The organism is Caulobacter sp., from assembly GCF_039596335.1.
Classification (GTDB): domain Bacteria; phylum Pseudomonadota; class Alphaproteobacteria; order Caulobacterales; family Caulobacteraceae; genus Caulobacter.
Map to the genome: position 1 here is coordinate 1 of NZ_JBCNJZ010000001.1, position 12897 is coordinate 12897.

General features: G+C 67.0%; 11 protein-coding genes. 6 read left to right on the forward strand and 5 right to left on the reverse strand.

Annotated elements, in window-relative coordinates; all coding sequences use genetic code 11:
* From ABDW31_RS00005 to ABDW31_RS00015, 3 genes are all read left to right on the forward strand, one after another.
* Positions 1-776 (forward strand): efflux RND transporter periplasmic adaptor subunit (locus tag ABDW31_RS00005; protein WP_343698208.1); only part of this gene is annotated, 776 nt, incomplete at its 5' end.
* Positions 773-3919 (forward strand): efflux RND transporter permease subunit, encoded by a 3147-nt coding sequence (locus tag ABDW31_RS00010; RefSeq protein ID WP_184717246.1) that lies wholly within the window; start codon positions 773-775, stop codon positions 3917-3919. The genes ABDW31_RS00005 and ABDW31_RS00010, both read left to right, overlap by 4 nt.
* 11 nt (positions 3920-3930) lie before the next feature.
* A complete protein-coding gene (locus ABDW31_RS00015) occupies positions 3931-4332 on the forward strand; it encodes a copper-binding protein (RefSeq protein WP_184717244.1) in 402 nt (133 codons plus the stop codon).
* A gap of 105 nt (positions 4333-4437) precedes the next feature.
* On the opposite strand, the gene ABDW31_RS00020 is transcribed toward ABDW31_RS00015, so the two are convergent.
* Complete coding sequence (locus tag ABDW31_RS00020) at positions 4438-4836, reverse strand: helix-turn-helix domain-containing protein (RefSeq protein WP_168077320.1); 399 nt, start codon at positions 4834-4836, stop codon at positions 4438-4440.
* Positions 4837-4913: 77 nt separating this feature from the next.
* Between ABDW31_RS00020 and ABDW31_RS00025 the strand changes: the two genes are divergently transcribed.
* Both ABDW31_RS00025 and ABDW31_RS00030 read left to right on the forward strand, forming a co-directional pair.
* Positions 4914-5327 carry an MFS transporter permease gene (locus ABDW31_RS00025; RefSeq protein WP_241693663.1) on the forward strand — a complete coding sequence of 138 codons (414 nt, stop codon included), beginning with the start codon at positions 4914-4916 and terminating at the stop codon, positions 5325-5327.
* Positions 5324-5545 carry a GDCCVxC domain-containing (seleno)protein gene (locus ABDW31_RS00030; protein WP_168077325.1) on the forward strand — a complete coding sequence of 74 codons (222 nt, stop codon included), beginning with the start codon at positions 5324-5326 and terminating at the stop codon, positions 5543-5545. Before ABDW31_RS00025 ends, ABDW31_RS00030 begins: the two co-directional genes overlap by 4 nt.
* Positions 5546-5555: 10 nt before the next feature.
* Here the strand turns inward: ABDW31_RS00030 and ABDW31_RS00035 are convergent, their stop codons facing one another.
* Positions 5556-7511: a cytochrome c/FTR1 family iron permease gene (locus ABDW31_RS00035; RefSeq protein WP_343698209.1), complete on the reverse strand. Its 1956-nt coding sequence runs from the start codon at positions 7509-7511 to the stop codon at positions 5556-5558.
* Positions 7512-7965: 454 nt separating this feature from the next.
* Here ABDW31_RS00035 and ABDW31_RS00040 point away from each other — a divergent pair, with 454 nt between their 5' ends.
* Positions 7966-9117: an aspartyl protease family protein gene (locus ABDW31_RS00040; protein ID WP_184717243.1), complete on the forward strand. Its 1152-nt coding sequence runs from the start codon at positions 7966-7968 to the stop codon at positions 9115-9117.
* A gap of 56 nt (positions 9118-9173) precedes the next feature.
* Here the strand turns inward: ABDW31_RS00040 and ABDW31_RS00045 are convergent, their stop codons facing one another.
* The 3 genes from ABDW31_RS00045 to ABDW31_RS00055 are packed head-to-tail and all read right to left on the reverse strand — an operon-like array spanning position 9174 to position 12877.
* On the reverse strand, positions 9174-9740 hold the full coding sequence (locus ABDW31_RS00045) for an MAPEG family protein (protein ID WP_184717241.1): 567 nt from the start codon (positions 9738-9740) through the stop codon (positions 9174-9176).
* On the reverse strand, positions 9737-11950 hold the full coding sequence (locus ABDW31_RS00050) for a methyltransferase domain-containing protein (protein ID WP_343698210.1): 2214 nt from the start codon (positions 11948-11950) through the stop codon (positions 9737-9739). The genes ABDW31_RS00045 and ABDW31_RS00050 overlap by 4 nt, the downstream gene beginning before the upstream one ends.
* A gap of 54 nt (positions 11951-12004) precedes the next feature.
* A complete protein-coding gene (locus tag ABDW31_RS00055) occupies positions 12005-12877 on the reverse strand; it encodes a cation transporter (protein ID WP_221444626.1) in 873 nt (290 codons plus the stop codon).
* Between the last annotated feature and the right edge of the window lie 20 nt (positions 12878-12897).

Sequence of the window (12897 nt, forward strand, 5' to 3'; positions counted from 1 at the left end):
GCCTCTCGAGGGTCTGGGTCACGGCCGCCGTGCCCGAGGCGCAGGCCGGGCAGCTGCGTCCGGGCCAGGGCGTTGGCGTCACCCTGGCGGCCTATCCGGGCGAGACCCTGCGCGGGACGGTCCAGGCCGTGCTCCCGCAGGCCCAGGGCGACAGCCGCACCTTGCAGGCGCGGATCGAACTGGCCAACCGCGACGGCCGCCTCAAGCCTGGCCTGTTCGCCACCATCGCCTTCGACGCGGCGACGCGGACCGCCCTGCTGATCCCGTCCGAGGCGGTGATCCGCACCGGGGCGCGCGACGTGGTGATGCTGGCCGCCGACGGCGGCCGCTACCAGGCCGTCGAGGTCCGGACCGGGCGCGAAGCCGGAGGCCGGACGGAGATCCTGGCCGGCCTGTCTTCCGGCCAGAAGGTCATCGCCTCGGGCCAGTTCCTGGTCGATTCCGAGGCCAGCCTGGCGGGCCTGCAGGTCCGGCCGCTTCCGGCCTTGGGCCCTCAAACACCCCCAGGCGACACGCCCATGGCCAAGCCGATGGCCCCGGCCAAGCCGGCCCTGGCCGAAACCACCGGCCGCGTCGAGCAGGTGACCCCGGACGGCGTCACCCTCTCGCACGGCCCCGTGCCGGCCATCGGCTGGCCGGCCATGACCATGACCTTCCGCGCCGACCCGAGGCTGCTGAAGGGCGTGAAGGCCGGCGACCAGGTCCGCTTCGCCTTCGACCCGCCGCCGGCCGACCCGATCATCCGGCGCATCGCCAAGATCGGCGGTGGCGCATGATCGCCGCCCTGATCCGCTGGTCGGTCGCCAACCGCTTCTTCGTGCTGCTGGGCGCCCTGGCGCTGATCGTGGCCGGCGGCCTGGCGGTGCGGTCGACCTCGATCGACGCCCTGCCCGATCTCTCCGACACCCAGGTGATCATCCGCACCAGCTATCCGGGCCAGGCCCCGCAGCTGGTCGAGAACCAGGTCACCTATCCGCTGGCCACCACCATGCTCTCGGTCCCTGGCGCCAAGACCGTGCGCGGCTATTCGTTCTTCGGCGACAGCTTCGTCTATGTGATCTTCGACGACAAGACCGACCTCTACTGGGCCCGCTCGCGGGTCCTGGAATATCTCAACCAGGTGCAAGGCCGCCTGCCCGAAAGCGCCCGCCCGGCCCTGGGGCCCGACGCCACCGGGGTCGGCTGGGTCTATGAATACGCCCTGGTCGACAGGACCGGCGCTCACGACCTCAGCCAGCTGCGATCGATCCAGGACTGGTTCCTGCGCTATGAGCTGAAGACCCTACCGGGCGTGGCCGAGGTCTCGGCGATCGGCGGCATGGTCCGCCAGTACCAGGTGGTGCTCGACCCGCAGAAGCTGGCCAGCTTCGGGGTCACGCACCAACAGGTTGTCGCCGCGCTGAAAGGCGCCAACGCCGAGACCGGCGGCTCGGTGCTGGAGCTGGGCGAGGCCGAATACATGGTCCGCGCCACCGGCTATCTGAAGACGATCGAGGACTTCCAGGCCGTGCCGCTGAGGACGGCGGCCGGCGGAGTCCCCGTGCGTCTGGGCGAGGTGGCCACGATCCAGGTCGGCCCGGAAATGCGGCGCGGCGTCGCCGAACTCAACGGCCAGGGCGAGGTCGCCGGCGGCGTGGTGATCCTGCGCTCCGGCGAGAACGCCCGCACGACCATCGCGGCGGTGAAGGCCAAGCTGGCCGAGCTGAAGAAGAGCCTGCCGCCGGGCGTCGAAGTCATCACCACCTATGACCGCTCGGGCCTGATCGACCGGGCCGTCCATAACCTGACCGGCAAGCTGCTGGAGGAGTTCCTGGTCGTGGCCCTGGTCTGCGCCCTGTTCCTGGGCCACCTGCGCTCGGCCCTGGTGGCGATCCTCTCCCTGCCGCTGGGGGTGCTGGCCGCCTTCCTGGTCATGAAGAGCCAGGGCGTCGACGCCAACATCATGTCGCTGGGCGGCATCGCCATCGCCATCGGGGCCATGGTCGACGCGGCCGTGGTGATGATCGAGAACGCCCACAAGAAGCTGGAGCGCTGGGCCCATGAGCATCCGGGCGAGATCCTGACCGGCGAGGCCCGCTGGGCGGTGATCACCGAGGCCGCCGCCGAGGTCGGGCCCGCCCTGTTCTTCAGCCTGCTGATCATCACCCTGTCGTTCATCCCGGTCTTCACCCTGCAGGCCCAGGAAGGCCGGCTCTTCCGCCCCCTGGCCTTCACCAAGACCTACGCCATGGCGGCGGCGGCCATCCTTTCGGTGACCCTGATCCCGGTGCTGATGGGCTATCTGATCCGCGGCAAGATCCCCGACGAGGCGGCCAATCCCGTCAACCGCGTGCTGACGGCGGCCTATCGTCCGCTGCTCGACCGGGTGATGCGCCGGCCCAGGACCACCCTGCTGGTCGCGCTGCTGGCCTTCGCGACCACCGCTTGGCCGCTCGCCCACCTGGGTGGGGAGTTCATGCCCAACATGGACGAAGGCGACCTGCTCTACATGCCCTCCGCTTTGCCAGGACTATCGGCGGCCAAGGCCGGACAGCTGCTCCAGCAGACCGACCGGATGATCAAGACCATGCCGGAAGTCGACAGCGTGTTCGGCAAGGCTGGCCGGGCCGAAAGCGCCACGGATCCGGCCCCGCTGGAGATGTTCGAGACCACCATCCGCTTCAAGCCCCGCGATCAGTGGCGGCCAGGCATGACCCCCGACAAGCTGGTCGCTGAGCTCGACCAACGTGTCCGCGTGCCCGGTATGACCAATGTCTGGGTGCCGCCGATCCGCAATCGCATCGACATGCTGGCCACGGGCATCAAGAGCCCGATCGGGGTCAAGGTGTCCGGGGCCAACCTCGCCGAACTCGACCGGATCGCTCGCGAGGTCGAGGGCGTGGCCAAGGGCGTGCCCGGTGTCAGCTCCGCCCTGGCCGAACGGCTGACCGGCGGGCGCTATGTCGATGTCCGCATCGATCGGGCCGCCGCCGCCCGGTTCGGCCTCAACATCGACGACGTCCAGTCGATCGTCTCCGGGGCGATCGGCGGCGAGACCATCGGCCAGACGGTCGAGGGCCTGGCGCGCTATCCGATCAGCGTGCGCTATCCCCGCGAGCTGCGCGATAGCCTGGAAGGTCTGCGGGCCTTGCCGATCCTGACGCCCGCCGGCGCGCAGATTACCCTGGGCACGGTGGCGCAGGTCGAGATCGCCGACGGACCGCCGATGCTGAAGAGCGAGAACGGCCGGCCCACCACCTGGGTCTATGTCGACGTGCGCGGCCGGGACCTGGCCTCCGTCGTCGGCGACCTTCGCCAGGCGGTGGCCCAGAAAGTGCGGCTGTCGCCCGGCGTCAGCGTCTCCTACTCGGGCCAGTTCGAATATCTGCAGCGCGCCGCCGACCGGCTGAAGATCGTCGTGCCGGCCACCCTGCTGATCATCTTCGTGCTGCTCTATGTGATCTTCCGCCGTTTCGACGAGGCAGGGCTGATCATGGCCACCTTGCCCTTCGCCCTGACCGGCGGGATCTGGACGCTGTATCTGGCCGGCTTCCACCAGTCGGTGGCCACCGGGGTCGGCTTCATCGCCCTGGCCGGCGTCTCGGCCGAGTTCGGGGTGGTGATGCTGATCTATCTCAAACAAGCCATGGACACGCTTGGTCGGAACCCGACGCCCGATCAGGTCGAGGCCGCGGTTCGCGAAGGCGCTCTGCTGCGGGTGCGGCCCAAGGCTATGACCGTGGCGGTGATTCTGGCGGGCCTCGCCCCCATCCTCTGGGGCCATGGCGCGGGCTCGGAGGTCATGAGCCGCATCGCCGCCCCGATGATCGGCGGCATGCTCACCGCGCCGCTGCTGTCGATGTTCGTGATCCCGGCCGGCTACCTGCTGCTGCGCCGCCGTCAGGTCCGAACCGTCCTTTCCACGTCCCCCTCAACCTAGGAGAACACCCAATGAAGACCCTGTCCCTGACGCTCGCCGCCCTGTTGGCGACGACCAGCCTGGCCGCCTGCGGCCGCAAGACCGAGGCGCCCGCCGCTCCGGCGGGGCCCGCCTCGGCCGCCGCGCCCGCCAACGCCAACGCCAACGCCAACGCCAACGCCATGGCCGGCATGGACATGGCCCCGGCCGACAAGATGGCCAAGGGCGTTGGCGTGGTGAAGGCGATCGACAAGGCCGCCGGCACGATCACCCTCGACCACCAGGCCATCCCGGAAGCCGGCTGGCCGGCCATGACCATGGGCTTCAAGATCGCCCCGGCCCTGCTGGACGGCGTCGCGGTCGGCGACCACGTCGCCTTCGACCTGAAGCTCCACGACGGCGCGGGCGAGGTGACCGCGATCCACAGACAATAGTCGCCCCGCGGGTCGGCGCGGACCCAGATTCCGCGCCGACCCGACACGCCGCGAAACTCAAGACTTCGCCATCAGTCGGGCCGCACTTCAGCCCGCCATTTCGTCCTACGCGCTCAGGGTCTGGATCAGCGGGCAGCCTGGATCGCGCCCCATGTCGCAAGCCTTCACGGACGCGGCCAGGACCTGCTCCATCCGCTGAAGGTCGGCGATCCGCGACCGCACATCGTCCAGGTGCGCCGCGGCCAGGTCGCGAACCTCGGCGCACGCGGCCTGTCCGTCGGCGGCAAGGTTCAGAAGGGCGCGTACCTCATCCAATTTGAACCCCAGTTCCCTCGCCCTGCGCACGAAGCTCAATCGCCCCACGTCCTGGACGCCATAACTCCGATAGCGCCCCCGCCGCGGGGGCGCGGAAATCAGGCCGATCCGCTCGTAGTAACGGATCGTCTCGATGTTGCAGCCGGTTCGGCGGGAGAGTTCGCCGATCTGAATCGCGTGATGGGTCATGGCGCCCTCGATTAGAGCTTGAGTCTGTAGCGGCTACAGATGGCATTTGTGTCGGCATCGAACCAGGAGGTGACAGGATGACGGCGCAAGACGGCCTTGAAACGCCGCGCGGCGGGAGAAAAGACCGCCCGGCCCAAACGACTCTGACTTGGGCGGCGCTAGCCGCGGCGGCCGGTGCTGTGTTCGCCTGGGCCGCCTGTTGCATCCTGCCGATGTCCCTGGCGCTCGCGGGCTTGGGCCTGGGTGGTCTGGGCTGGATCGCGGGTCAGCGCGCCTGGTTGACGATCCTTGCGCTCGGCGTCGTTTGCGCCGGCTGGATCGTGACATGGCGTCGAACGCGGGCATGCCGGATCGACAGCGCCTGCGCCGTTCCGTCACGCCTTGGGATCAGCCTGCTGGCCGTAGCCACCGCCCTGGTGGCTGCCGCGCTGCTCTGGCAACCCATCATCGAGCCTTGGGCCCTGGCTCTGATCCGGAACGCGCGAGGATGAACAAGATGCGGATTGAACCGATCTCCACCCTGACCTGCCCGCAGTGCGGCCACCAGGCGACCGACACCATGCCCACGGACGCCTGCCAGTACTTCTACGACTGCCAAGGCTGCGGCGCCGTGCTCAAGCCCAAGCCAGGCGACTGCTGCGTCTACTGTTCCTACGGCGACGTTGCTTGCCCACCGATCCAGGCGGGAAGCAGCGCGTGCTGCGGATGATGTCGGCGCGCTAGGCGGTCTTCTCCGTATCGTCGCGACGACTGGTCTGGTTCCAGAAGAAGCCGCCGACAAGGATAGCGATGGTCATCGCCTGAGCGGCGACGCCCTCGATCGTCGGGAAGAAGCCCAGCAGCTCGACGCGCGGCAAGGCCAGCGGATGCAGGTCGAGCAGACCCGCCTCCTGCAGACCGGCCACACCCTTGCCGGCCAGGACGACCGCCAAGATAGCCATCAGGATCGCGCTGTACTCGAAGAACTTCCCGATCGGCAGGCGCTTGGAGAAACGCAGCATCGCCCAGGCGATCGCCGCCAGGACCAGCGACGCAGCGGTGATCCCGCCCACCACCGCCCCAGCTCCGCCTTGAGTGGAGAGCGCCGTGAGGAAGAGGATGGTCTCGAAGACCTCGCGATAGACGACGATGAAGGCCAGCAGGAACAGGAACCAGGCCGACTGCTTCGAGAGCGCATGGGACAGCTTCTCGCGGATATAGACCTGCCAGGCGTCGGCCTGGGCCTTGCCGTGCATCCACAGGCCCACCGAGATCAGCACGGCCGCGGCGATCACCGAGCCGAAGCCCTCGGTCAGCTCGCGGCTGGCGCCGCTGATCGAAATGAAGAAGGTCGCCGCCGCCCAGGTCAGACCGCCGGCCGCCAGGGCCGCGATCCAGCCGCCGTGGACATAGGGCAGCACGTCGGTCCGCTCGGCTTTGCGCAGGAAGGCGATCATGGCGACCACGATCAGCAGGGCTTCCAGGCCCTCGCGCAGCAGGATGGTGAAGGCGCCGACGAAGCTGGACAGCTTGCTGGCCTTCTCCGGCGCCAAGGCGCGGCCCGCGGCGGCGAACAGAGCATCCAGGCGCTCGATCTGGTCGCGGACCTCGCTGGCCGGCGCGGCCTTGCCGATCGCGCCGCGCACGTCGCCCATCGCGCCCTCGATCCGCCGCATCAGGGCCGGATCGCGTGCGCCTAGTGACGGCTCGACCGGCTCGAAGCCGTCGAGATAGGCGGCCAGGGCCAGATCGGCGGCGGCCTTGCGGTCACCGGCTTCATAGGCCTTGAGGCTGGCGGCCAACTTCTGGCGGGCGACGTCCAGCGAGCCGCCGCCCGTGCGGGTGACGACTTCGGGATGGCGGCGCAGATAGGCGGTCAGGGCGCGGGCCTTGGTCTCGCCCACGGCGGTCGCAAGGGCGGCGGGCGTGGTCTGGGTCAGGGTTTGCAGGTCGGGGAAACGGGCGCGGACGGCGGCGTCCTCGTTCCAGATCTTCTCGCCGGCGGCAGCTTCGGCGTCGCTGAAGGCAAAGCGCCCGACATAGAAGGCCAGGTCCCAGCGTTCGTCGGACGGCAGGTGGGCGTAGCTGGCCATGGCGGTGCCGTCGAGGCCCTGCTGGATGACCTGGTAGAGGCCAAAGACGCTGCGTTGGCGGGCGCGCTCGGCGTCGGCGAAGGCGATTGGCGGCGGGTCGAGACCGGCCGCGTTCGGACCGTCGGCCTTGCCCGTCTCGCCATGGCAAGCCGCGCAGTTCTCGGCATAGAGGGCGGCCCCTCGCGCCAGGTCCGGCGCCCGCTTGGGCGCCAGGGGCGTCGGATAGGCGGCCAGCAGGTCATTGGCCAGGGCATGGGCCTTGGTCGAGACCACGGCCGGTTCCTGCTTGGCCGCGATCGTGGCCTGAAGGCTCTCGGCCTTGGCCAGCAGGTCCGGCTGGGCCTTGGTGGCCGGCAAACCCGCGATGCGCTCGCGCACCTGGCCGGCGAACTCGTTCATCTCGGCATATTCGGACGGGCTGATGACCTTGCCATCCTTCACCGCGCCAGCATAGTCGACCGACAGGTAATCGAGCAGTCGCCATGCGGTCTGGGACGAGCTGGCCTCCTGGGCCGTCGCGACGCCCGCGCCACCCGCCAGGACCAGGATCACGATCATCAGCCCAGAGATGGCCCGCCCCACGGCGTTAAGAACAGTAGTCATTATCACTCCGGTGGCGTGGCGATCGGCAGGCTGGAAACGGTACGGGCGACAGGACGGGGGAGCGCGGGGCCGCGAAGGCCGCCACGATGAAGCTTCATGCATCCTATAGCCACTGGAGGAGCAAGCGGAAATTATCTCCGATCGACTAATCGCGGTTTGGCGCACCGGGAATGGGGCCAGATTTTAGTTACGGAGATGACCAAGATCGGCGGCATGGAGCGTGGCGCGGTTCAGTTGGACAGCGCTCCGACAAGCCCGAGATCGAGTGGGCGGCCGTGATCGGCGCACGCCAAGTTTGGCCGCGAACACGCACTCGGCGCTATGAAGGCGTACGTCGCCTGGTGATTGACCCCGATTGAGGCGATGTTCCGTAGGCCCTCAACATCGTCCGCGAGTCCCGTAAATGCATTGCTCAGAGGAGACCCGCCGAGCGTTATTGGCCAGAATGGGATCAATGGCGTTCGCGATGGGCGCAGCGTTAGCGGTCGCGAGGAAGGCGACGAGCGCGACGGTCGCCCCGAACCCTAAAACGCTCTGGTCGCCCCTCCTTCCGGATCCCGATGCCGTGATGGTCGGCGGGACTGTACAGGGCGAGCGCGTCAGGATTTTGATCGATACAGGCTCGGCGATGACCGTCGTCGATGCCGCGCTTGCCAAGCGGCTGGGCTTGGCTTCGACGGGCGCCCGCAGCGTTCGCGGCGATGTCGGGTCGGTCACGCTGGGCGCGGGTAGCGACCTCAGTCTCGATCTTGGCGGGACGCATTTCGCCGTCGAGCGATATCTAGTCACCGATTTCGCGCCAATTTTTGGAGCCGATGGTGGCTCGCCCAATGTTATCCTTGGGATCGACGCGCTTAGAGACGCCATTCTCGCGATCGATTTTACAGCCCGCCGCCTCGCATTCCTCCCCCGCGACGCCTTCCGGCCATGGCCGGGCGCGGAACGCTTTGCGGTCACCAAGAGCTTGCGCGGGCAGCTCTCTCTCCCGATCGTCCTGGAGGGACACGACCCGGTCGCCGCGGCGATTGACCTGGGCAGTTCCAATCCTCTCACCGTCACGCCGGCCTTGGCGGAGGCGCAAACCTTGATGCGTGGCCGGAAAATTTCGTCGGCGGCGACGGGAGGGATCGACGGGCTGTCCATCAGCCGCACTATTTCGGTAGCGACGCTCCGGGTCGGACGCAGCCTGATCCACGATGTTCCCTGCGAGGTGTTGGCGAAGACCGACCCCACCCTTGTCGCCGCCAAGCTGGGCCTGCCCGTTTTCGAGCGATTTCTATTTGCTCTGGATGTCGCGGGCCAAGCCCTTTGGCTGAAACCCGAGGCACGTCGATTGGCGACGCCGTTTAGGCGGGATTTGTCTGGCCTGGGCCTCGCTGTGGAGTCTGGTCATCTGCGCGTCGTCCATGTCGCCCAGGGTGGGCCGGCCGCCTTGGCCGGGTGGCGTGAGGGCGAGATCATTGTCGCCGTGGACGGCTTGCCAATCGGCCCGCGTTACGCATCGAGCGGTTTGGCTCGATGGCGCTACGGGCCGGCGGGAGGCAAGGCCGTGCTCTCGCTGTCGGATGGATCTACACGCACGCTGGTGCTGCGACGCTACTATTAAGGCTCGAGCAAGTCGCACTGCCCGGTGACGCTGTTCTACGGCACCTCGCACCAGGATCAGGGTAGCAGGTTCGCGCAGGTGTCGAAGATGGCCCAGCAGTAGGCGCCTAGGGTGGGCAACGCGGTGACGGCGATTCCAAAGGCCCGCGCGCCCGCGCCGCGCGGATAGCCGCGGAGGAACGTGCTCCTTCCGACGCTGAAGAGGACGACCGCTCCAACGATGTAAGCCAGCGCGGCTTCGCCCTTGGCCGTCGCGAGCGCCAAGAGGCCAACACTAGTCACGAAGGCCTGCTCAAGGGTGTTTCGAAGGAACGCGGCGGGAATGGCCAAGCGCGCGCTTGGCCGGCTGAAGGCGGACCCGGCGTTGTCGGCGGCCGACACAAACCGCACGTGCGCCACCCTCTGCACGGCCAGCAGCACCCAAAAGCCGATCACCAGATTAGCCCGCAGGCCAAAGGCGACGCGTTCGGCCAGAGACGTCGGGAATTCGAAGAGCCGGGGCAGGCCGAGACACGCCAGTGTGAGGACCAGGACGCATACGGCAAAAGCGAAGGCGGCCTGCCTGCGAACGCATCCCTGTTCTGTCACCAGATCGATCTGAGGCGGCGCCATCTCCTCCGTCATTTGGGCGCCTTGGTCCGCCGCGCCCATAGACGATAGGTATCGCCGAAGATTTCGGGATGCTTCATCTCGTGGAGATGAAGGCGCCGGAGGTCGCGCATCGAGTCGGATGATCGATTTTCGGCGCGGTAGCGGGTTCGATCTGCCTGATGCCCGAACTGCACACCGAGAAACTCCAGGCCCGCTGAATCCAGAAGCTCGCCAATCTGGGGCAACGTGAAACGATGCTCTTCCACATGAAAGAGTAGGTCTCGGCAATCAGATAACGTCCAGAAATCCGAGGCCGGGCTCACCACGCTCTGCAGCTGGGCCGGCGCGCCCGCCAGCATCAGTTCACGCCGTAGAGCGCGAATCCCCTCCGCCGAGTTCGCGTACTGTCCATGGGCGATGTGGCGTCGCGCCTCGACAACGGCGCGCCTGCCGATCTCGCTGTAGAGCCCCAGGAAAATAAGGCCCTGCGGTTTCAACAGCCCTGAGAGCACCTTCAGACCTCGCACCGGCTCGGCCATATGGTGAATGACGCCAAAGCTGTCGATCAGGTCAAACCTCTGACTCAGGGCGGTGAGATCAAGAATGTCGGCTTGAAGGTGTTCAACCTCGATCCCGTATTCTCGGCTCTTGCGCATTGCGTAGCCAAGGCTGGCGCCGCTTAAGTCAACCGCTAGGATCGAAGCGCTACGGTAGGTGCTCGCCACACGCAGCGTTTCCAGTCCCGTGCCGCACCCCGCGACGAGCACTTGGGGTGCGTCGGTCTCGGGAATTTCCCGCGTTGCGAGCTCAGGCAATGCGGCCTGAACAGCTTCCCGGAACGGCAACGGCGCACCCAGACCGCAGCGCGTCCAGCGCGGATATGGGTTCTCTTCGTATTGCTGCTGCACGGCGATCGAGATGCTGTCGACCATGGGCTTCAGCAGGGGCAGGGTTGAGCGAAGGCGCGCCTCCTCGGCAGGTTCGGTCAGTTGTTCTCGGAGGAGATCGGCCAACGCCGGGAGATCAACGGCCTGAAGTCGCGACGAGAGCGGGGTGGAGGCAAGCGGGCGATACGCCGCCACCAGGGCGATCCTCGCGGCCGCCCCCGCCCCGAATTCGGGGTCTTCGTGTTCAAGCTGGGCGATCAGAGAATCAACGCGACTCTGCTCTTCGACGCTAGCGAAATAGACGAATTCGTTGAGAAACGCCTGTCGCGCGATCGCGACAATGAGGCCAAGCTCCTCTTCCAGGCTTGCAGGCTCGTCGTTGGCGATGGCCAATAGATCAGCTCGCAGCTGAACGAGCAGAAGCTCCACTGCCGCGTCCGGAATTGGCGCAGATGCAAGGAGGCTTCGAAACAGCGGATCCTGGACGAAGCGGGAGGCGGCATCACTTTTTTCCTCAAGCGTGCGTGTCAGCGCTCGCGGTTCAGCAGCGACCGCATTGAGGAGATCGTCGATCTCCGCATCTTGACGGATGACCGCTAAGGCCGCGGTCGCCAAATTCCGTGGGTTCACGTCCGTTCGTTCGAAGAGGCGGCATAGAACATCACGGAAGGCAGGGGTCGCGGGCGCCACTCGAGTATGGCGAAGGGCGCCTGCAAGCCGCCGCCAGTGCTCGTCGTCCCCAGGCACGATGTCGACGGCCTGAGCCAGCACGTCGAAGGCTTGCAGCCCTTGGCCAATCTGCAGCAGCGCAACGCCGAGATTGGCGAGGAGGACGGGCCGCATGGGATGGCCGACGGGCGCGTTGACACAGCCTGTCTCGAAGCGGGACGCGGCCAAGCTCGGATCACCGTTTTGCAACGCCAGGAGCCCATACCCGCTGAGCGCGCCAGGCAGGGTTGGCGATAGACGCAGGGCGGCTTGGTAGCTGCGCTCGGCATGAACCCCCTGTCGCATGATCCTGAAGGCGTCGCCTGCGGCAGCGTGGGCTTCTGCAAAGTCCGGCTTCAACACCGCGGCGCGCTGGAAGAATTTCGCCGCTGTCGGATAGGCGTGTAGGCGCCTGTGCGCCTCTCCGAGATTGAACTGGATGAACGGGTTTCGAGGTTGACCGGCAGCCGCCCGCTCGAACCACACCAGCGCATCATCGACCGGACCAGTGTTCATGGCCACGGTTCCAAGGACGTTCAGCGCCGAGGAATCCTTTGGCGTGACGGCGAGGACCCGCTGGGCATGAATTTGCGCTTGGCGCCATTGCCCCCCATTCACAAGCGCGACCGCACGTTGCAGGTCCGACATTACTTGGGCTGACGGGCGGTGCAGCAGATGTGGCGGCTGCCGGCTCATGAGCGGCTAGACCGGCTGAGGCGTCTGCGCCTCGCGCAGATCGGCGCGCGCATCGCGGATAATCGACCAGGCCGACTGCAGGAAGAGCCCGCCGATGACGACCGCCACCACAAGGTCCGGCCAAGCCGCCTTGGTCCAGAAAACCAAGCCCGCGGCGACAACAACCGCGAGGTTGCCCAAGGCGTCGTTGCGCGAGAAGAGCCAGACCGCGCGGACGTTGGCGTCGCCCTTCCGATGCGGGATCAGGATCAACGCAGCGACGACGTTCGCTACCAGCGCCACGGCCCCAAAGAGGCCCATGAGTTCGGCTTCAGGCTGGTTCAAGACCAGGACGCGGTAGCCTGTATTCAGGAGCACGCCCAGGCCAAGCAACGCCAGAAAGTAACCCTGGATCAGGGCGGACTTGGCTCGCCACGCGAGGGACCATCCAATCGCCAGCAGGCCCAAGAAGCTGATCAGACCGTCGCCAACGAAGTCCAGGGCATCGGCCTTCAGCGCCTGAGACCGTGCGATAAACCCGGCGATGATCTCCACCAGCCCGTAGCCAACATTGATCAGGACGACGCCCCAAAGGGCCCGTCGGTAAGAGGGGGTGACATGACTGACCGCTTTGGCGCTTTGGCGTTGGTCATCGTCCGCGACGGCCTCTTCGCGATCCAGTTGGTAGCCCAGCCCGTTCACGGTCGCCTCGATCTCGGACGCGCGTCGCTCCGCCCCGTCGACTTGCAGGGTCATCATCGACGAAGCGATCGATACGCGCGCCGTTTCCACGCCAGGAAGTTTTGACACCGCCGACTGGATCTTCTCGGCGCAGCTCGAGCAGTCCATTCCAGTGACCCGGTAGCGAAGTGTTTCGGCGACCGCCGTCGTGTTGGGCATGCACATCCTCCTCTTGGCCA